This is a genomic window from Streptomyces hesseae (genome assembly GCF_031845785.1).
In the GTDB taxonomy this organism is placed as follows: Bacteria; Actinomycetota; Actinomycetes; order Streptomycetales; family Streptomycetaceae; genus Streptomyces; species Streptomyces hesseae.
Genome location: NZ_JAVRFI010000002.1, coordinates 48,030 through 67,167 on the forward strand (window position 1 = coordinate 48,030; position 19,138 = coordinate 67,167).

Consider the following 19,138-nt stretch of genomic DNA (forward strand, 5'->3'; position numbering starts at 1 on the left):
CGGCCGGGCTCAGCCGGTCCAGACGTCCTCGACGTAGCGACCGGACTCGGCGAGGGAGACCAGCCAGGTGGCCGCCTCCTCGTCGGACGCGCCGGTGTTCTCACGGTAGACCGCCATGAGCGCCTCCCGCACCGCGGGGGCCATACGGCGGCCGTCGCCGCAGACATGGACCCGCCCGCCGGCCTCCAGCACGGCCCAGACCTCTTCGCTCTCGCGCGCGAGGCGGTCCTGGACGAAACGGTCGCCGTTCTCGGGCATGTGCATAAAGGCGGGGCGCATGCTCACCGCCCCGGCCGCCTCGGCGGCTTCGAACTCCTCCCGGTGGAGATAGTCGACGTCGGGGTGGTCGCAGCCGAAGTAGCACAGCAGCGTTCCGGCCGGCCGGACGTACAGCCGGTCGAGGACCGCGCCGCGGAAGGGCGCCACCCCGGTGCCCGCGCCGACCAGGACGACCGGCACGGACGGGTCCTCGGGAAGCCGGAAGGCCTCGCTGCACGGCAGCACCCGGGCCTGGACGGTGTCCCCCGCCGTCACGGTCTGGACGTAGTGCGAGGCGATGCCGTGGAAGACACCCTCGCCGCTCCGGTGGGGCGCGGCGAGCAGCGACACCATCAGGTCCACCTCGCCGGGAGAGGCCTCGGCGGACGAGGAGATCGAGTAGTGGCGCGGGCGCAGGACCGGCAGCAGCTCCAGGAAGCGTGCGAAGGGCAGTTCGCAGGCGCGATAGCGCTCCAGCAGATCCAGGACGCTGCGTCCGGCGTCCGTCACCCGCTCACGGAAGGTGTCGGGGTCCGTCGCGGCGAGTTCGGCCAGGGGCCACTTCTCGGGCGGGCAGGCGGTGTGCTCGGTGAGCACGGCGACCTGTTCCCGGGTGGCGGGGTCCTGCAACTCGACGAAGTCGGTCAGCAGCCGGCGCAGTGTCAGCGGGCGGTCGACGGGCAGGGCGTTGCCGCCGCGGCGGCGCGCGTGCAGCCGGACGGTACGGTCCAGGTCGAGGCCGAACCGGTCGGCGACCCGCCGTACGAGGACGTCCGGGTTGCTCGGGAGCACGGCCAGGTGGTCGCCGGTGCGGTAGGTGACGCCCTCGGGAAGTCGTAGCCGCAGGAATCGCTTGGAGCGGCCGAGTTCATGGTCCATGTCGACGAGTTCGTAGGCGTCGAGGACCTCCATCGGCTGTACGCCGTGCCGTGCCGCGAGTCCGCCGGTGACCGATTCGGGGGTGTCCTGGATTTCGTAGAGGCCCTGTTCCTTCTCCGGCTCGGCGGCGGCCGCCGTGGCCCGGTCCACCGGGTGGCCGTACCGCTCCAGCAAGGCGGTCCACAGGTCGCCGGTCCACCGGTCCACGGCGCCCGCGAAATCACCGGAGGCGTCGGCGGCGCCGCGCTCCAGCAGTGACGTTGCGCCGGCAGCCGCCAGGCGCTCGTCGATGAGGGAGGGGACGCGCTGATAGGTCGCCGCCCAGTTGCGGTCGCCGACGCCGAGCACGGCGTACTGGACTCCGTCGAGCGAGCCGGGCTCGAGTCCCTCCAGCGACGTGACGAACTCGGCGGCGTCGTCGGTGGGCCTGCCGTTGTAGGAGGCGGCCACGATCACTACCGGGCCCTCGGCGGAACTCAGCTTGCCGACGTAGTCGTTGAGGGGTGCCACGGACGGAGCGAACCCGTGCTCGTCGCCGTCCGATGCCAGATCACGGGCGATGCCCGCGCAGGTACCGAGGTTGGAGCCGTGCAGAAGGGTGAGCGCGGTGCCCGTGGCCCGTCGGACCGCTCGACTTTCCAGGCCGACGGGGGCGTTGCTCGCGGTGGCCGTGGGCAGCCGGCGCTCGCCGCTGGTACGCCGGGCCAGTTTGAGGGTGAACCCGTCGGGCTTGATGGTCAGGGTCTGCTTGATCTTCAGCCGGTAGTCGGCGTGGTCGATCAGCCGGTAGCGGTGCGTCAGCAGACCGAGCAGCAGGGTGGCCTCGTGGAGGGCGAACTGGCGGCCGATGCAGGCGCGTTCGCCGTTGCCGAACGGTTTGAACAGGTGGACCGAGCGTTTCTCCTCCCGCTCGGGTGCGAAGCGCTCGGGGTCGAACAGCTCGACGTTCTCGCCCCAGGCGGGGTCGCGGTGGAGGGCCGGGGTGTAGACCGTCAGCGTCTCGCCCTCGCGCACGGCGTACTTGCCGCCGATGACGGTGTCCTCAAGGGGCTCCACGGCGAAGCCGGGCGCGGTCGGCCACAGTCTCAGACTCTCGTTGAGCACCCGGCGGATGTAGGCGAGCTTGCCTATGTCGCCGTAGTCGGGTTCCGGGTTGTCCGTGTCTCCCCACAGCGCGTCCACCTCGGCCTGGGCCCGCGCGAGCGCCTCGGGGTGCTTGGTCAGGTAGTACAGGGCGAAGGACAGGGCGCCGCTGGTGGTCTCGTGCCCGGCGATGAGGAAGGTGATCACCTGGTTGCGGATGTTCACGTCGTCCAGGAGCTCGCCGGTCACCGCGTCCCGCGTGTGGAGCATCCGGCCCAGCAGATCGTCCGTACTCGTGTCGCCGGATGCCCTGCGCCGCCGGACGACCTCGTCGACCAGGTCCGTCATCAGCTTGACGTCCTTGCGGAACTGCTCGGCCTGCTTCCGCTTGAACAGCTCCGTGCCCGGGATGGACTCGACCCTGTCCTGAGCGAAGGCCAGCGCCCGTGACATCGCCTCGACGAAGGGGTGCGGCTGGTCACGGCGGAACGACTGGAAGTCGTAGCCGAATCCGCACAGCCCGATGGTGTCGAAGGTCAGACGCGTCATCTCCTCGGCGACATCCACCGCCCGCTCCCCGGCGACCCGGTCCCACTTGCCGATCAGGGACCGGGCGACCCGGAGCATGGTGCCGTGGTAGCCGCGCATCGCGCCGAGCGAGAACGCCGGCATCAGGATGTCGTGGGCCTTGCGCCAGTTCGGCTCGTGGTTGAAGGCGGTGAACAGGCCGTCCCCGGCGAACCGGCGAACCTCCAGCAGGTCCGGGGACAGGCTCTTGCGGAACCGGGACTCGTCCGACAGCTCCGTCACCAGATCCAGGCCGCCGACGACGACGGTCTCGGCCCCGAAGACGCGGATCCGGAACACCGGTCCCATCTCCTTGACCTCCTTCATCAGGAAGTCGTGGCCGTCGGCGCCCTTGAGCAGTTCGAGGCCGTGGCCGATCAGGGGCAGCGCCGGGCGCTCGGGGATCGCCCGGGCAGCACGGACGGACGTGTGAGTCATGAGCCTGCCTGCCTTTCGTTTCGCAGCAGCAGTCGATTGCCGACCAACGTACAGACGACATTGTCACTCGACAATGTCTATCGATTGTGTTGAACGACAAGGTCGATTGACTCAACCCAGGAGAGGCGTAACGCGTCGGCGTGCCGGCGCGCGAGGCGCGGACAGCGGGAAGGCATTGAGGAGTTGACGCACCGACGGGAGCGGCGTCGGCATGCCCGCCGGTACGGGCACTGGTACGGGCCTGGAGCCTGTACGGGCCTGACGGGCCTTGGGCCGTCGTCATGGCCGACGGCGCGGGCCGGGCTAGTTGGCCGCCGCGTGCGTGGTCTTGTCGTGCGCGGTCTTCTTGCGGGCGCGGTACGCGGCCGCCTTGATCTTGTTGCCGCAGGAGTCCATCCCGCACCACTGGCGACGCATGCCCCGCGAGCGGTCGATGTAGGTGCGGGTGCACTCGGGGTTGCCGCATTCCTTGAGCAGGGGCACATCCGCCCCGCTCAGGAGCTCGATGGCGTGCCGGGCCACCATGGAAAGGGCTTCTTCCGGCGTCGCCTGCGTCCATCGCCCCGACGGAGTGAGCTGCGGTACGGCGGGCGGCTTGCGTGCCGCGTTGTTCACCACGGTCAGCGCCGCCCTGTCGCACTCCTTCCCGAGCCGACGGGCCGTGACCAGCCGGTAGACGGCTTCCCGTACGGCCCTCGCCTGGTCGACGTCGGCCTCCTGACCGGGAGAGACCGCGTCGACGAGGCCGGATTCCACATACCAGGCGTTCAATCTGTCGGGCGTCGTGAACATCTCGAAGCGCACCGAGCGCCGCGCTCGCAGCGTCGCGGCGAAGTCGAGTGCCGGGTTTCCGCACACGAAGACATGATCGAGGTTCACATCACCATTTTGGCAGGTGACTATGGGGCGGGCAAGGTCCGGTCGCCTCGACTCACAGGCCGAGGTCGACGGCGAGGCAGGAGAAGAACTTCCACGATCCCTCGGGGTCGTAGGCGTGACGCGCCGAGCCGTTCGCCGTCGCCGCCCTTTCCTCAACCATGTCCTCGTGGCGAATACGCTCGGGCAGCTTGCCGAATCGCGCTTGACGTGCCGCGGCGGCGCCGTCCGCGGTGTTCTGGCGTTCCATGGTCGAACTCCGTTCGGTCGCTGGCGGATCAGGGTCTTCCGATGGTTGGAGACTTCCGCCAGTCACCTGCCAAGAGGGTGAGCAGACAACCGGGGCGGACACTCCGTCAGAAGCGGTCCACGTCGACGACGGCCTGAACGAACGCAGCGGGTTCCTCCTGGGGCAGGTTGTGGCCGATCCCCGCCAGGGTTCGGTGCTCGTACGTGCCCGTGAATCTGTCCCGGTACGAGGCGCCGTCGCCCGGAGCCGTGAAGGGGTCCCGCTCGGGGTCGAGGGTGATGGTGGGCACCTCGATGACCGGCCGTGCTGCGAGCCGCTTCTCGAGTCCGTCGTAGCGGCGCTCGCCGTCGGTGAGGCCGAGCCGCCAGCGGTAGTTGTGGATGACGACGGCCGCGTAGTCGGGGTTGTCGAATGCCGTCGCGGTGCGCTCGAACGTGGCGTCGTCGAAATCCCACGTCGGGGAGACCGTGTCCCAGACAAGCCTGGTCAGGTCGTGCCGCAGAGTCTTGTCCTCCATGGCGAGCCGGCCTCGCTCGGTGGAGAAGTAGTACTGGTACCACCAGGCGTGTTCGGCTTTGGGGGCCAGCGGCTTCAGATTCGCCTGGCGGTCGGTAATGAGGTATCCGCCCACCGACACGAGGGCCTTGCAGCGTTCGGGCCGGAGCGCGGCGACGATGCCGGCGGTGCGCGATCCCCAGTCGAAGCCAGCCAGAATCGCCTTCTCGATCTTCAGGGCGTCCATCAGGGCGATGAGGTCGAGGGCGATGGCCGATTGCTGACCGTTCCGGAACGTCCGGCCGGAGAGGAAACGCGTCGTGCCGTGACCGCGCAGATACGGGACGATCACCCGGTAGCCCTCCTCCGCCAGGAGAGGGGCGACGTCGACATAGCTGTGGATGTCGTACGGCCAGCCATGCAGGCAGATGACCGCGGGACCGTGGGCGGGGCCCAGTTCGGCGTAGCCGACATTCAGCAGGCCGGCGTTGATCTGCTTCAACTGCGGAAAGGTGGTCCGCGCGCCGGTGGCGGCAGCGGGAACGGCCGGTGTCGCGGATGAGCTCGGGACGGTGGCGAACGCGGTCTGCGGGTCCCGCAGACCGGTCAGTGAAACGGCGGCCGCGCTCGTGCCCAGCCCCAGGGCCCTGCCGAAGTTACGCCTGCTGATCATACGAATCACTCCGTGCGTTCACTGTGCACCGACTTCTTCGATGGCCGACTGTCGCACAAGTCGCGTCACCAGTCAAACAGGTGACGATAGATCATTTACTTGCGGACACGCGCATCAAGCCACCGCCCGAGCAGGTGATGCGAGAAGGGTTCTGAGGGCGCGCGACTCTTGGCACCGAGCACCGGTTCCTCGATCCTTGACGCAACAGTCGGTGACAGGGGCGGCGGGCGGTGGCCCCCAGCCCGTCGACGCGACTTCGGAACCCGGCTCAAGGAGTACACATACATGAGAAGTCCCTTGCGCGCCCTGCTCGTTCCGGTGGCCGTCATGGCCTCCGCCGTGCTGCCGGTCTCCACGGCCCACGCCGCCGACGGGTACGACCGTTGCCCGGCCGGCTATTACTGCATGTTCTCGGGCCTCGACGGCACCGGCGACATGATCAAGCTGAGCGGGAACGCTCCGGACCTCGCCGTTCTCGGTATGAACGACCGGGCCGAATCGGACTGGAACCGCACCTCTTCGACCATCCACCTCTGGTCCGACGCCAATTACACCGGCTGCACGGCCGTCACGTCCGCCGGGCCGACGGGCAAGGGCAACTTCTTCCCCGCCTACCGGGACTTCTTCAGCTCCGTGCAGTTCGACGGTCCGGGCGGCCCGAGCTGCGGCACGCCGCCCGGCGAGGGCAGCTGACGGCACCATCGGCACCGGGGCCGGGGCCAGGCGTCAGCCGGACTCGGCGCTCCTGATGACCGCGAACGGGGCTCCGGAGGGGTCGAGGAACATGGCCACTCGCCCGATGCCCGGAGCGTCCATGGGCGGGATGAGGACGATGGCGCCGTGCTCCGTGGCCGCGGCCACCGCGGCGTCGCAGTCGGCGACCTCGAAGTAGGGGTGCCATTCGGAGTGGGCGCCCGCGGCCAGGTGCCCCTCCGGCAGCTGCATGAGGCCGCCGTGCACGGTGTCCACTCCGCCACCCGCCGGCCCGGCGATCTTGTACTCGAGCCCGCCGCCCACCGGCATGTCCCGGGTGTCCCAGGGCAGGACGGAACGGTAGAACGCGTCCGCCGCCGCCAGATCCGTCGTGTAGAGCTCGACCCAGCTGACCGAGCCCGGTTCGTTGACCAGGTCCAGCCCCTCCACACCTCCGGCCTGCCACACCGCGAACTCGGCGCCGGCGGGGTCGGTGAAGCCGGCCATCCGGCCGGCGGTGAAGACGTCGCCCGGCGGGATGCGGACCGTGCCGCCCGCCTGCTCCACGGCCTTCGCCGTGGCGTCGGCGTCCTCCGTGCGGAAGTACACCGTCCAGGCCGAGCCGGCGCCCTCCTCCGTCAGCGGCCCGACGCCGGCGACGGTTCTGCCGCCCAGCCGGAAGAAGCCGTAGCCGACGGCGGGGCCGGCCGAGGCGTACTCCCAGCCGAGGACCGCGCCGTAGAACGCGACGGCGGCGTCGATGTCGGGGGTGCCGAGGTCGAGCCAGGCCGGCCCGCCGGGGACATGGGTGGACGTCAGCATGGGGTGCCCTTTCGGCCGCTGGAGCATGCGGGTGCGCCCGGCGGGGGCCGGGCGGCCGTGCGGGAGACGATCGGCTCTCAGCATGGCAGGGGGCACTGACAATCCCGCCGAGGCGCCGACCGGCGTGCCGGGGTAGGCCGTCGCGACACGCGGCGGGTCAGCGCACGACCGGATGCTCCCCCACCTCGAGTTCGGAGGCGTACGGCGGCTGCGCCCCCGCCCGCGAACAGGTCAGCGCGGCGGCGCGGGCGGCGAAGGCCAGGACGTCGTACCACTGGTCCGCGTCCAAGGAGGGCATGCCGGTGAGCGCGCCGTGATGGTCCAGGCGGTGCAGCAGCGCGGCGTTGACGGTGTCGCCGGCTCCGATCGTGTCCACGACGTCCGTCTCCGTGCCGGGGACGGACAGTTCGAGGCCGTCGCGGGTGCGGACGGTCAGGCCGGCGCCGCCCCGGGTGAGCACGACGGCGTACGGGCCCGACGCGAGCCACTCCTCGACGGCGGCCGCGAGATCGGTGGACTCCGCGAGCCAGGCCGCGTCCTCCTCGGAGAGCTTGAGCACGGTGGTGTGGGGCAGCCAGGAGCGGAAGCGGGCCCGGTAGGCGTCGGCGTCGGGGATGAGGCCTGGCCGGATGTTCGGGTCGAGCACCGTGAACAGGCCGTTCCGGGACGCGCGGCGCATCAGCTCCTCGTACGCCCCGGCCCCCGGTTCCAGCACGAGGGAGCAGGTGCCGAAGGAGATCGCGCGTGCCGCTGCGGGCAGGTCGTCGGGGAGCCGGAAGAGGCGGTCCGCGGTGCCCTCCGCGTGGAAGGTGTACGTGGCCGAGCCGCCGTCGCCGATGTGTGCCACCGCCAGCGTGGTGGGTTCGGGGCCGCGCTGGACGAGGGAGGTGTCCACGCCGTCCGCCGTCAGGGCGCGCAGCAGGGCTTCGCCGAAGTGGTCCGTGGACAGCCGGGAGCAGAAGGCGGCCGGGGAGCCGAGGCGGGCGAGGGCGACGGCGGTGTTGTAGGGGCCGCCGCCGCGCCGGGGCAGCAGGGCGGGCAGTTCGTCGTCGGCGGCGGGCCCTGCGGGGACGAGGTCGATGAGGGCTTCGCCGGCGACGATGATCATGGGAGGGTCGGACCTTTCGACAAGTCGTGATGGTGACGTGCGGGAGTGGGCATGGGTGGCCTCGCGGTGACCACGGCGCGATGGGCGCCGTGATGCCCCCGTCGACGGCTCCTGGGCGCGACTCACACTCCTGGTGCGGACCGTACGGCGATCCCGTTCCGTTCGAGCAACGCTGACGTCACCCCGTCGCCCGGCACCAGTTCCCCCGTGAACGACCCGTCGTAGACCGTGCCGCGTCCGCACGAGGGGCTGCGCGCCATCAACAGCGCCTCGGTGCAGCCCGCGCTGCGCGCGGCCGTGAGCGCGCGCCGCGCTCCCTCGACGAACTCCGCCGTCACATCGCGCCCGGTGTCCTCGACGACCCGCGCCGTCCCGTCGAGCACGTCGTGCCCGTCGCCGCCCACCAGTTCCGCGGGGCGGCGCGGTGTCGCGAGCCCGCCCGCGGTCTCCGGGCAGAAGGAGACGACCTCACGGCCGGCCACGGTCTCCTCGATCTCCGGCGACGTCTTGTGCCGCCCGTCGAACCGGCACGGCACTCCGCGCAGACAGGCGCTGACCAGGATTGCTTCCATGCCGCCAGGCTAGCCGCGCCGCCACGGCCCACGGCCGGTGGGGGCGGGGAGTGTCGGCTCCCCGCCCCTCGACGCAGGAACTGCCGGCGCCAGAACTGTGGGCGTCAGAACTGCCAACGTCAGAACTGCCGGCCCGCCTTTGTCAGCGGACGAACTTCCAGGTGATGCCGTTGATTACGCCCTTGTCGAGCGGTGCCAGCTTCTGGAAGGCCGGCTGGCTGAGATCTATGTGGTTCCGGTCGCACGAGGGGCACTTGTCCTTGACCGGTACTCTGATGGTTTTGCCGTTGTAGGTGACCTCCACCGATATTCCCTTGCAGAGCGGGTCGTTGTTCGGGTTGCCGGACGTCCACCACGCGGCCGAGACCGCGACCAGGTTCTCGGAGGTCGCGTCGATGGGTGTTCCGCAGGCGCCGTAGCCCTTGTCTGTGTAGTAGGTCATCTTGCCCGTCGTGGACCGGCCGATCGGGATGTCCGCCGCCGCCGGTCCGGCGCTGAGTGCGATACCGGTGGCCGCGGCCGCCAGGACAGTGGCCGCGTAGCGCGCACGCTTGAAGTCACGCATGAATCTCTCCTCGATTTCAAGGGCCATTCGGGCAGGCTTTTCACCCGGAGAGGCATCGGTGGCGGCTCGTCGCCGCGCAAAGCACGAAGCACGAAGCACGAAGCCGTGGGGCAGCGGCATTTCATCGGCGCGCGTCCGGCTTCCGGCCTATGGATGCCATGCTTCTCAAGACCCTCGCAACCCCCGGCCGCCGCAGTTGTCCTGAAGTCATTGGTAAATGCAGCGAGTTAGGCCGGTGGCGGTGTGTGCTGTTGACAGCCAAACTCGCATGGCTATTCACTTCGCGATGGCGAGAGATCCCCGTAGTCCACTGCGGCCCTGATTCGCCGTCAGCGATTCGCTCGACCCCCACTAGGAGCCATCGTGAGAAGAAACCGCGTCGCGGCCCTGTTGCTGGGCTTACTGACCCTGGTCGGCATGGCCGTCCTCGCACCCGCCACCACGGCGAGCGCCGCCGGCCCCTGCGACAACGCGCGGAACTGGACCGCGGGCACGTGGTACACGACGGGCACGGTCGTCCGGTACACCGACGGGCGGTACTACATCGCCGAGCACGACAATCCCGGATACGACCCGCTCATCAGCACCTGGTACTGGGACCCGTACACCTGTCAGGGAGGCGGCGATCCCGGCGCCTTCCCGGTGAGCGAGGCCCAGTTCAACCAGATGTTCCCGAGGCGGAACGCCTTCTACACCTACAACGGGCTCGTCGCCGCGCTGAGCGCGTACCCCGGCTTCGCCAAGACCGGCGGCAAGGAGGTCAGGCAGCAGGAGGCCGCCGCTTTCCTCGCCAACGTCGACCACGAGACCGGCGGACTGGTCTACGTCGTCGAGCAGAACACCGCCAACTACCCCCACTATTGCGACCGCGGCCAGCCCTACGGCTGCCCGGCCGGCCAGAGCGCCTACTACGGCCGTGGCCCGCTCCAGCTCAGCTGGAACTTCAACTACAAGGCGGCGGGTGACGCCCTCGGCATCAACCTGCTGAACAATCCCTCGCTCGTCCAGACCGACGCGGCCGTCTCCTGGAAGACCGCGCTGTGGTACTGGAACACCCAGCGCGGCCCCGGCACCATGACGCCGCACGACGCCATGGTCAACAGCCGTGGCTTCGGGGAGACGATCCGCAGCATCAACGGGTCCCTGGAATGCAATGGCGGCAACCCCGGCCAGGTCCAGAGCCGGGTGTCGAGCTACCAGCGATTCGCCTCGCTTCTCGGCGTGGCACCGGGCGGGAACCTGTACTGCTGAGGCAGGGGCAGTAGGTCCGGCGGGTGGCAACGTGAACAGTTGCCACCCGCTTTTCCGCTGCGGGCATCCGCGCCACTTCCGGGCACGTTATTCGCCTGCCGTACCGACTACTGCGTCGGACAACGGGAATTCTCTTGCCGCCGCCGTCGGGTCGCTCGGCTCGCTCAGCGCAGTCCGAGCGCGGTGGTGACGGTGGTGAACAGCTCGGTCTGGTCGGTGACTCCCTGGACGCGGTCCGCGTACGGGCCCCGGGCCGAGATGCCCACCTGGGTGCCGGTGTGCTCCTGGCCGTCCGCGGGGGTGTCGGTGGTGGAGTAGCCGACCTTGACCTTGCTGCCCTCGTCGGTGACGAGGGTCGCCGACAGCCCGGGCGGGTTGGTGTCGAGGGGGAGGATCTGGGTGCTGTGGCCGTGGTCGGCGGTGGCGATCACCAGCGTGTCCGGGTGGCGGGCGGCGTAGTCCTGGGCCACCTTGACGGCCCGGTCGAACGCGGCGGTCTCCCCGATCTGCCCGCAGGGGTCGGCCTCGTGGGCCTGCTTGTCGATGGAGGCGCCCTCGACCTGGAGGAAGAAGCCCTTGTCCGGCCCGGCCCCGGCCTTCGCCTGGGCCTTCGCCTTTGCCTCCAGCAGCCCGATCGCCTTGGTGGCCAGATCCGCCAGGGTCGGAGTACCGGCCGGGCGGGCGGGGTTGGTGACACAGCGCTGCGGCGGGGTGCCGCCGGCGGCCGCGGGCCTGCCGCTCCACTCCACCGGGAGCGAGTCCGGCGAGAACAGGCCGAGCAGCGGGCGGTCCGGCCCGGCGTCCCGCAGCCCGCGGGCGTCGGTGACGACGCGGTAGCCCTCCTTCTCCGCCTGCCCCGTCACGGTCAGCCCCCGGTACGGGCCTTCGGTGATCTTCTGGTCGAAGCGCTGCCGGCCGCCGCCGAGGAGCACGTCCGGGCGCAGCCGTACGGACTGTTCGGCGATCGAGCCGGGCCCGCCGCGGCCGATGGTGTCGCGCGGGCAGCCGGCCATGTCGGCCGGGCCCTGGCAGTCGCGTCCGGTGACGTGGGAGGCCATCGCGGCGGGGGTGGCGCCGGTGAGCTCGTCGGTGGTGACCGATCCGGTGGCCAGGCCCTTGCGGCGGGCGAGTTCGAGGACGGTGGGCACGGCGACGTCGGTGTCCGGTGTCTTCGAGACGCGGCCGTTGACGGTCTTGCGGCCCGTGGACCAGCCGCTGGCGCTCGCCGCCGAGTCGGTGACGTAGTCGGGACGGCCCTTGCTGTCGACGGAGTACGTCGTGTACTTGCCGGTCACGGGGAAGCGGTCGAGGGCGAGGCGGCCGCCGGCGCCGACGGTGTAGTCGCGGGCCAGGGTCACTTCCTGGTCACCCATGCCGTCGCCGATGAGCAGGATGACGTTCCTGGCCTCGCGGGGGCCGAGGTCGGCGCTCCCCCCGCCCGCCGGCGCGGCCGCCGTGGGCAGGGCGGCGCCTACGACGATGAGTGCCGCGGCGCCCCACGCGACGCGTCCACGGCGGGCGCGGCGGGGGGCTGAGGTGCTGTGGGAGGTGTGGAAGAGCCGTAAGGGGGTGGCTGCGTTCAATGTGCTGACCTCCGAGTTCACGGGACCGTGGGTGGCTGGGGCCGCGTACCGTCCGCGTACGCCGGTACCACGGATCAATTGTCACCAGATTGCACGGTGGTGGTGATGGCGATGTCAGTCAACTGGTGTGACGGGCCGCGAGGAGGCCCCGGAGAAGCGCGTCAGCCGAGCCAGACGATGTCGATGACGTGCAGTCGCGCGGCCGAGCGGTTGATCCAGTAGACGACGGTGAGGTGCCCGATCGCGGCGGAGCGGACGTCCTCGCCCTCGGGGTCCCGGCGGTCGAAGGCCGGGAAGGACCAGGGGTCGCGGGAGGCGATGTCGAGCACGTCGCGGAGGGTCTCGCGTACGTGCTCCGGAAGGGCGTCCAGCACGCCCAGGGCCTTCGGCGACAGCCGCGCCGGCCAGGCCGCTTCGCTCACGGGCGGGTCCCGAGCGCGTCCTCGGACGCGACGCCGTCGGAGTCGTCCATGCCGGCGGCGAGGAACGCGTCGACGGCCGGGGTGACGGCCAGGCGCGCCTGCCATGCGCGCACGACGTCGTGGACCGGCGTGAGGCTGTAGCTGTAGCGGGCGTCCTCCAGGGCCTTCGCCCAGTCCCGTTCGAAGGCCGGTACCCATCGCTCGGCACGTCGGTCGGCACGGATGCTCGCGAGCAGTCGTGCGGCCGCGGCCGGGGCGGGGACGGACGATGGAGGAGGCGGTGAAAGAAGCGGCGGGAGAGGCGGTGGGGCGGGCGCGTCGCCGGGCCGGGCGCTCATGGGGTCCTCCATGCGAGTCTCAACGCCACAGTAGCCTCCGGGGATACGACGGGGAGTCCGAGAGCGGTTCACTTCGGCCATTCCTCCCCTCCTCCCCCGCCCGGCCCTTCCCTCCCCTGCCCCTCTCCCTCTCCCGCGCCCGGTGTCAGCCGGTGTGGTCCTCGAAAGGGCCGTCGGTGGTGAAGGCCAGACCGGCGAAGCGTTCGCCGATGAGGCGGTGGGTGGCGGCGTCCGGGTGGAGCCGGTCGGGCAGGGGCGACTCGGCGGAGTCGGCCTCGCCGTAGAGGTCACGGCCGTCGAGGTAATGGAGATTCGGGTCCTCGGCCGCCCGCTGCCGCACGATGCGGGCCAGTTCGTCGCGGATGACGGTGAGGGTCAGTTTCCCGCTCGCGCGCTCCGCCGGGTCGCCCGTGGCCCGGAAGAGGAGTTGCCCGCGGCTCAGGGCGGCGAGGTCCGGGGCGCAGGGGCCGGGCGTGTCCTCGTGGATGGGGCACAGGATGGGCGAGACGACCAGCAGCGGCGTGGTGGGGTGGCCCTCGCGGATGGTGTCGAGGAAGCCGTGGACGGCGGGGGTGAAGGCGCGCAGACGCATCAGGTCGACGTTGACCAGGTTGATGCCGAGCTTGAGGCTGATCAGGTCCGCGGGGGTGTCGCGCAGGGCGCGGGCGGTGAACGGATCGAGCAGGGCGCTGCCGCCCAGGCCCAGGTTGATCAGTTCCGCACCACCGAGGGAAGCGGCGAGCGCGGGCCAGGTGGTGCTGGGGCTCGCGGCGTCGGAGCCGTGGCTGATCGAACTGCCGTGATGCAGCCACACCCTGCGGCCCTGGTCCGGTGCGGGCTCGACGGGGGCGTCGGTGCGCAGGGCGACGAGTTCGGTGGTCTCGTAGTGCGGCAGCCAGATCTCGACGTTCTTGACGCCGTCGGGCAGACCGGTGAAACGGACGGTGCCGGCCGGGCCGGGCCGGTGCTCGGCGGTCCCGGTGGCCATGTCGATGGTCAGGGTGTTCCCGCCGGTCACATGGGCCCGGCCGGCCAGGCGGCCGTCGACGAGCAGGTCGTACACACCGTCAGGGCGGGGCGGAACGCCCACGTACACGCGCTTGGTGGGCAGCGTGTCGAGTTCGACGGCGGTGGCCCGGGTCCGGAAGGTCAGGCGTACGCCGGAGGGCTGGGACTCCGCCATGGCGAGCTGCCCGTCGGCGCACTGGGCGCGGGCCCGGGCGGGCAGCCGGTGCGGCAGCACGCCATGGGTGGTGTGTTCCAGGTCGAGGGCGCCGCGGAGGAGGTCCGCGGTGATGGGCGTGGTGATCCAGTCGTGCTCGGCGGTGTGCATGCTCTCAGCCTGTCGGTCGGCGTTTTCGGGTTGCCCAGGGAGGCCATGCCGGTGCCGCGCCCACCATGCGATGGCCTCCGGCGCGTACGGGGCCGTGGTCGGCGTGGTCACGGACGGGGTCGTGGCCGGCGGCGCGGTCAGGAGGAGGTGGGCCGCGAGCGCAGCAGGGCGTCGAGAGCGTCGAGGGTCCACGACCAGGACTCCTGCGAGTCGGGGGCGCTGTGGCTGAATCCGCCGCTCGCCTCCAGGCTGACGTAGCCGTGGAAGACGCTGCCCAGCAGCCGTACCGCGTGTGTCTGGTCCGGCTCGGTCAGGTCGTAGCCGCGCAGGATCGCCCGCATCATTCGTGCGTGGCGGACACCGGCGCTCGCGGCCGCCGTCTCGGGGTCCAGCCTGAGCCGGGCCGCGGTGTAGCGGCCGGGGTGCTCCCGGGCGTAGTCGCGGTAGACATTGGCGAACGCGATCAGCGCGTCCTTGCCGGCCCGTCCGGCCAGGGCGTCGGCGGCCCGGTCGGCGAGTTCCTCCAGGGCGAGCAGGGCGATCCCGGTCTTGAGGTCCTGGGAGTTCTTCAGGTGCGAGTAGAGGCTCGCGACCTTGACGTCGAACCGCCTGGCGAGCGCCGAGACGGTCACCTCGTCGAAGCCGACCTCGTCGGCCAGTTCCGCTCCCGCCTGTACCAGGCGTTCCGTGGTCAGTCCCGCGCGTGCCATAGCCATCCTCCCGTTCGACTGAATCGATTATGCAGCTACCTAAAGCCTTTAGGCAAACGGGGTGAGGTGTATGGGGGAATACGGGGGCATATACGCGTGATGGTGGGCGTCGGGCCGCGTCAGCGACCGTCAACGCCCACCATCCGGTGCGACAGGCTTCAGACCAGCTCGGGCTGCGGTTCCGGCTGTCGCGCCGGCGCGGCCTTCGGCTCCCACAGTCTGGTGGTCCGTATGTAGCCGTAGATCACCGAGACCATCGCCAGAATGATCAGCGGTCCGAACACCCACGGATGTCCGGCCATCTCCACCGGCAGATAGCGGTACGACACCAGGAGCGCGGCGAAGACCGCCGCGCCGTAGGCGGCCAGCTGGATTCCCGACCGGTCCCAGCCTCGTTCGAGCGAGCGCAGAGCCGCCTCGATCGTGAGCGTGAACACCACACCGGCGACGATGTCCGTGCCGTAGTGGTAGCCGAAGCCCAGCGTCGCGCCGAGCGTGGCGATCAGCCAGAACGCGCCGAAGAATCGCAGAATTCGCGGTCCCTTACGGGAGTGAATGAATATCGCGGTGGCCCACGCCGTATGGAGGCTGGGCATGCAGTTTCGCGGGGTGATCTCGTTGAACGGCATATGGTGCGGCGCATTGGTCGGCAGCGCGTCCGGCCACAGGTCGGCCACCGCCCAGTGCCCACCGTCGGCGCCGTAGGCGAAGATCGGTCCGACCACCGGGAAGATCATGTAGATGCCCGGGCCGAGGAGGCCGATCACCAGGAAGGTACGCACCAGGTGGTGGCTCGGGAAGCGTCGCTCGGCCGCCACGTTGCGCAGCTGGTACAGCGTGACGACGACCGCGGCCACCGCGAGCTGGATGTAGACGTAGTCGAGAATATGGTCGCCGATCGGGCCTGCGGCCCTGACGATCCGGCCCGCCAGCCACGAGGGGTCGCCCAGCGCGTGGTCCGCGGTCGCCACGTACTGGTCGAGCACCGTCGGGCGGGTCTTCGACGTGATGAGCAGCCAGGCATCGCCGGTCTTGCGGCCGGCGACCAGCAGCAGGCCCAGCCCGACGCCCTTCAGCAGCAGGATCCGCTCCCGGCCGGTGCGGCGCGTGACAGCGATGACCGCGTAGCCCAGCATCACCCACAACGCGCCGTTGCCGAACATCATCTTGACGTCGAGCGCCCACCGCACCAGAAAGAAGACGATGTCGATGCCGACGGCGACACCGGCCGCGATCAGCCGTTCCCGCCAGGTGAGCACCACCATCATCAACGCCATGCTGGCGTACAACAGCGGCCCCGATTTGGGGGCGAGTATCACTTCTTTCGCCTGATTGGTGATCGGCCCCGGCATGCCGTAATGACGCGCGGCGATCTCCAGCGCGACAAGGAATCCAAGGGCCACCACACCCGCCACGGCCCACAGTATTACTCGTGGTTGACGCCACGCGGCGGACGCGATTCTGCGTTTTATTATAGATATCAATTGTCCGGCCGATTTGTTAGATATTGGGTAAATAGATTGCTCATCGCGCTGGATGACATGTTTTCCGGTGAAACGGGGCGTTGGGGGCGATCATCTTGTGATCGAACATGCTATCGGAGCGGTCGGGGGGCGGGCTTCGCCGGTCGCGGTTGGCGTGGTACGAAGGCCGGTTGACCCCGCGTCCGACGTCCGGCCGGCGGCTCAGCCCGTGGGCAGGTGCTTGACCATGACACGTTCCCTGCGGCCGTCGGGCAGCGAGGCGCCGTGCGGGCCGGTGTCGCGCAGGCCGTGACGGCGGTAGAGCGCGAGCGCGTGCTCGTTGCCGGGCATGACGGCGAGCCGAAGGCGTTCCGCGCCCCGGCCGATCGCCCACTGCTCCACCGCCCCCATCAGGCGGTCCCCCACGCCGCGGCCCCGCACTGCGGCGGCGACCCACAGGGAGATCAACTCGGCCGTTCCGGCGTGCGGGCCGGGGACGCCGCTGACCATGCCGACGGGGTGCCCGTCGAGTACGGCGACGAGGTTGATCGAGCCCGGAAGGTCCAGCCGCGCACGCCAGCGCTCCTCCCGGTCACCGTCCCCCTGCCAGTCGGCCAACCGCGAACCGAACGCGCCCGGCGACTCCGCGAGCGCGGCGAGCCGCAACTCGCGCCACAACAGCCAGTCGTCCGGACACAACACCCTGATCTCCATCACACGCGACAGACTGTCTGGTCCCATCACGTCACGACAACAGTCGCCGTCGAGAAGGGCGCCGCTCACCGCTCCCAGGGCCAGCGAGCGGCGCGGCTGTCCTCCAGCAGCGGCACTATGCGGAAGGCGGCGTCGGTGAGGCCGCCGAAGGTGTGCCGGTCGGCGGATCCGGACGGGCCGTGGCCGGGCCGGTAGCCGGCGAGGTTCCAGGTGTAGACCGGGACGTGGGCCGGGACCTGCTCGGTCGGGTCGCCCGCGTAGTGGTACGAGGCCTGCTCGTCGGTGACGATCAGGACCCGGTCCTGGCCGCGGTAGTGCCGGCGCACGGCTTCCGTGGTGTCGGTACCGCCCAGGCTGCCGAAGCGTTCCAGCACCTTGAGGACCGACTCGCCCCTCCTGTAGGTCACGGGCGCGCTCGTCGTGCCGAACTCGACGAGGTCGGCGTGCGCGGCGCGCATCGCCACCGCCGTGCCGAAGATGGCCGCGGCGTCAGCGCGGTTGAGCTGCGACCGGTCGGACAGCGGCGACCACATGGAGCCGGAGCGGTCGACCAGGATCAGGGTCCGGCCCGGGAGCGCCGGCACATTCGTCAGCGAGTGGCCGAGGGCCTGTTCCAGCGGGTAGGCCCAGCGCAGCGAGGGAGCGTGCTGGTACGCGGCCAGGTACCGGAAGGGGAACTGCCGCGACCGGGCGACCTCCCGCGGGTCGGCGATCCGGGCGGCCACCCGCTGGGCGACGTCGTCGGAGACACCGGCCTCGTCGAAGTTCCGCAGGTTGCGGACGAGGGCCATGGTGCCCATGGAGGGTATGACGGCCTCCCACGCCGCCGCGTCCATCTGTCCCTGGAGCCAGCCCGCCAGGGCCTCCCAGGTCATACCCGCGTCGGCGAGCCGCTCGGCGCCGCCGGGGCCGGTGATCAGGGCACGGCGTTCCGCGACGGGCACGGCCATCAGCGCCTGGTGCGCGGTGAGGGTGCGGTCGGAGGCGGGCAGCCGGGCGTCGTCCGGATTGTGGCGGCGGTCGAGCGCGTACCGGAACAGCTCGCCCTGCCAGGGCTTGTCCGGGTCGGGCGTGGGGTGGACGAGATTGAGGACGTCGCCGAAGCGGTAGCCCTTGGAGGCGGTGTCGTACTTCAGGAGGTTACGGCTGGTGTAGAGGCGTCGCACGGCGTCGCCGATGCCGCGCTTGACGGGCTTGGGCACGTTCCGCCCGTACGTGGAGGTCCAGTAGGCCAGCATCTCGCCGGGTTCGTCGGCGCGGCGCAGCACGGAGTCGATGACCTGACGGTTCGTGGGGCCGTCCGTGGCGCCGGCGTCGAGCCGGGCCTTGACGTACTCGGCGGCGCCGACGAGGGACGCGGTGCGCATCTGGCCGTCGCCACGCAGCCAGCCCAGGAGGCCGGCGGTCCATGCGGCGTCCTCGACGGCGAGCTTGCGTACGAGCGCGGCGAACCGGTCGTCGCGATCGGTGCTCTTCTCGTGGTGGGTCTGCTGGGAGACGAAGTTGGCGACCGCCAGCAGGAACAGCTCGGAGCGGTCGTCGCGCGCGTAGCCCTTGCCGCCGAGGTGGGTGCGGGTGCGCCCGGTCGTGGTCACGGGCGAGGTCGGGCGGGCCGGGTTGGGCGCGCGGGTGTTGAAACGTGCCATGTGAATTCCCCCGAATTCTTCCGGGGAAGCGCGGCGGGAGGGCGTCCGAGATCGTAAGGGTCGGCGACGGTACAAAACAGCTGCTCTTCCTGACTGAGCTACACCAGCCCGAAGCTGGGACGGGATTCGAACCCGCGGCCCGCTGTTCCCGGAAGTAACCGTCACCTGCGCACCGGACGCCCCGGTGCCGCGCCTCCCGAGTTCAAAGTGGCCGCGGCATGGGATTCGATCACAACGAAGTAGCCGTGGCCCGCGCACCGGGAGTGCGTGAAAGTCTGGTGTCCAGAGGTCGAGGCGGCGGAACCGACAAGGTGCTCTGCCAACTGAGCTACGCCGGCCTGTGTGCCGGCGACGGGACTCGAACCCGCGACCGCCCGATTATGAGTCGAAGTAGGTCCT

The 19,138-nt window shown here is 70.4% G+C and carries 18 protein-coding genes; 2 read left to right on the forward strand and 16 right to left on the reverse strand.

What is annotated here, in order from left to right; translation table 11 throughout:
* Positions 1-9 precede the first annotated feature (9 nt).
* The 4 genes from RM609_RS03090 to RM609_RS03105 form a co-directional block, all read right to left on the reverse strand.
* Positions 10-3,225 (reverse strand): bifunctional cytochrome P450/NADPH--P450 reductase, encoded by a 3,216-nt coding sequence (locus tag RM609_RS03090; RefSeq protein ID WP_311607704.1) that lies wholly within the window; start codon positions 3,223-3,225, stop codon positions 10-12.
* 303 nt (positions 3,226-3,528) lie between these two features.
* Positions 3,529-4,104, reverse strand: a complete 576-nt coding sequence (locus tag RM609_RS03095) for a CGNR zinc finger domain-containing protein (RefSeq protein WP_311607705.1) — start codon at positions 4,102-4,104, stop codon at positions 3,529-3,531.
* Between the two features lie 52 nt (positions 4,105-4,156).
* The gene (locus RM609_RS03100) at positions 4,157-4,351 is read right to left on the reverse strand and encodes a hypothetical protein (RefSeq protein ID WP_311607706.1); all 195 of its coding nucleotides are present in this window, start codon (positions 4,349-4,351) and stop codon (positions 4,157-4,159) included.
* A 106-nt stretch (positions 4,352-4,457) separates the two neighbouring features.
* Positions 4,458-5,519, reverse strand: a complete 1,062-nt coding sequence (locus RM609_RS03105) for an alpha/beta fold hydrolase (protein ID WP_311607707.1) — start codon at positions 5,517-5,519, stop codon at positions 4,458-4,460.
* Between the two features lie 285 nt (positions 5,520-5,804).
* Here RM609_RS03105 and RM609_RS03110 point away from each other — a divergent pair, with 285 nt between their 5' ends.
* Positions 5,805-6,212: a peptidase inhibitor family I36 protein gene (locus RM609_RS03110; protein WP_311607708.1), complete on the forward strand. Its 408-nt coding sequence runs from the start codon at positions 5,805-5,807 to the stop codon at positions 6,210-6,212.
* A gap of 33 nt (positions 6,213-6,245) precedes the next feature.
* On the opposite strand, the gene RM609_RS03115 is transcribed toward RM609_RS03110, so the two are convergent.
* The 4 genes from RM609_RS03115 to RM609_RS03130 form a co-directional block, all read right to left on the reverse strand.
* Complete coding sequence (locus RM609_RS03115; RefSeq protein ID WP_311607710.1) at positions 6,246-7,034, reverse strand: VOC family protein; 789 nt, start codon at positions 7,032-7,034, stop codon at positions 6,246-6,248.
* 157 nt (positions 7,035-7,191) lie between these two features.
* Complete coding sequence (locus tag RM609_RS03120) at positions 7,192-8,142, reverse strand: carbohydrate kinase family protein (RefSeq protein ID WP_311607711.1); 951 nt, start codon at positions 8,140-8,142, stop codon at positions 7,192-7,194.
* A gap of 122 nt (positions 8,143-8,264) precedes the next feature.
* Positions 8,265-8,714 carry a 2-thiouracil desulfurase family protein gene (locus RM609_RS03125; RefSeq protein ID WP_311607713.1) on the reverse strand — a complete coding sequence of 150 codons (450 nt, stop codon included), beginning with the start codon at positions 8,712-8,714 and terminating at the stop codon, positions 8,265-8,267.
* 142 nt (positions 8,715-8,856) lie between these two features.
* A complete protein-coding gene (locus RM609_RS03130; RefSeq protein WP_311607714.1) occupies positions 8,857-9,279 on the reverse strand; it encodes a cysteine/serine endopeptidase inhibitor in 423 nt (140 codons plus the stop codon).
* A gap of 417 nt (positions 9,280-9,696) precedes the next feature.
* Here RM609_RS03130 and RM609_RS03135 point away from each other — a divergent pair, with 417 nt between their 5' ends.
* Positions 9,697-10,530, forward strand: a complete 834-nt coding sequence (locus tag RM609_RS03135) for a glycoside hydrolase family 19 protein (RefSeq protein WP_438828383.1) — start codon at positions 9,697-9,699, stop codon at positions 10,528-10,530.
* A gap of 164 nt (positions 10,531-10,694) precedes the next feature.
* Here the strand turns inward: RM609_RS03135 and RM609_RS03140 are convergent, their stop codons facing one another.
* The 8 genes from RM609_RS03140 to RM609_RS03175 all read right to left on the reverse strand — a co-directional run bounded on the left by RM609_RS03140 (position 10,695) and on the right by RM609_RS03175 (position 18,739).
* Entirely contained in the window at positions 10,695-12,011 is a 1,317-nt protein-coding gene (locus RM609_RS03140; protein ID WP_438828384.1) for an alkaline phosphatase, read from the reverse strand.
* A 263-nt stretch (positions 12,012-12,274) separates the two neighbouring features.
* Positions 12,275-12,535, reverse strand: coding sequence for a hypothetical protein (locus RM609_RS03145; RefSeq protein ID WP_311607717.1), 261 nt, complete (start codon positions 12,533-12,535; stop codon positions 12,275-12,277).
* Positions 12,532-12,873, reverse strand: coding sequence for a DUF6247 family protein (locus tag RM609_RS03150; RefSeq protein ID WP_311607718.1), 342 nt, complete (start codon positions 12,871-12,873; stop codon positions 12,532-12,534). Before RM609_RS03150 ends, RM609_RS03145 begins: the two co-directional genes overlap by 4 nt.
* 145 nt (positions 12,874-13,018) lie before the next feature.
* The gene (locus RM609_RS03155; RefSeq protein ID WP_311607719.1) at positions 13,019-14,206 is read right to left on the reverse strand and encodes a GDSL-type esterase/lipase family protein; all 1,188 of its coding nucleotides are present in this window, start codon (positions 14,204-14,206) and stop codon (positions 13,019-13,021) included.
* 137 nt (positions 14,207-14,343) lie between these two features.
* Positions 14,344-14,916: a TetR/AcrR family transcriptional regulator gene (locus tag RM609_RS03160; protein ID WP_311607721.1), complete on the reverse strand. Its 573-nt coding sequence runs from the start codon at positions 14,914-14,916 to the stop codon at positions 14,344-14,346.
* A gap of 158 nt (positions 14,917-15,074) precedes the next feature.
* A complete protein-coding gene (locus tag RM609_RS03165; protein WP_311608483.1) occupies positions 15,075-16,322 on the reverse strand; it encodes a phosphatase PAP2 family protein in 1,248 nt (415 codons plus the stop codon).
* Positions 16,323-16,601: 279 nt separating this feature from the next.
* Positions 16,602-17,096, reverse strand: coding sequence for a GNAT family N-acetyltransferase (locus tag RM609_RS03170; RefSeq protein WP_311608484.1), 495 nt, complete (start codon positions 17,094-17,096; stop codon positions 16,602-16,604).
* A 62-nt stretch (positions 17,097-17,158) separates the two neighbouring features.
* Positions 17,159-18,739, reverse strand: coding sequence for a TROVE domain-containing protein (locus tag RM609_RS03175; RefSeq protein WP_311607723.1), 1,581 nt, complete (start codon positions 18,737-18,739; stop codon positions 17,159-17,161).
* Positions 18,740-19,138 lie beyond the last annotated feature (399 nt).

Coding starts and splice junctions, on each gene's coding strand:
- RM609_RS03090 (WP_311607704.1), bottom strand. CDS start 3,225: ATGACTCACACGTCCGTCCGTGCTGCCCGGGCGATCCCCGAGCGCCCG.
- RM609_RS03100 (WP_311607706.1), bottom strand. CDS start 4,351: ATGGAACGCCAGAACACCGCGGACGGCGCCGCCGCGGCACGTCAAGCG.
- RM609_RS03105 (WP_311607707.1), bottom strand. CDS start 5,519: ATGATCAGCAGGCGTAACTTCGGCAGGGCCCTGGGGCTGGGCACGAGC.
- RM609_RS03110 (WP_311607708.1), top strand. CDS start 5,805: ATGAGAAGTCCCTTGCGCGCCCTGCTCGTTCCGGTGGCCGTCATGGCC.
- RM609_RS03115 (WP_311607710.1), bottom strand. CDS start 7,034: ATGCTGACGTCCACCCATGTCCCCGGCGGGCCGGCCTGGCTCGACCTC.
- RM609_RS03120 (WP_311607711.1), bottom strand. CDS start 8,142: ATGATCATCGTCGCCGGCGAAGCCCTCATCGACCTCGTCCCCGCAGGG.
- RM609_RS03125 (WP_311607713.1), bottom strand. CDS start 8,714: ATGGAAGCAATCCTGGTCAGCGCCTGTCTGCGCGGAGTGCCGTGCCGG.
- RM609_RS03130 (WP_311607714.1), bottom strand. CDS start 9,279: ATGCGTGACTTCAAGCGTGCGCGCTACGCGGCCACTGTCCTGGCGGCC.
- RM609_RS03135 (WP_438828383.1), top strand. CDS start 9,697: ATGGCCGTCCTCGCACCCGCCACCACGGCGAGCGCCGCCGGCCCCTGC.
- RM609_RS03150 (WP_311607718.1), bottom strand. CDS start 12,873: ATGAGCGCCCGGCCCGGCGACGCGCCCGCCCCACCGCCTCTCCCGCCG.
- RM609_RS03155 (WP_311607719.1), bottom strand. CDS start 14,206: ATGCACACCGCCGAGCACGACTGGATCACCACGCCCATCACCGCGGAC.
- RM609_RS03160 (WP_311607721.1), bottom strand. CDS start 14,916: ATGGCACGCGCGGGACTGACCACGGAACGCCTGGTACAGGCGGGAGCG.
- RM609_RS03175 (WP_311607723.1), bottom strand. CDS start 18,739: ATGGCACGTTTCAACACCCGCGCGCCCAACCCGGCCCGCCCGACCTCG.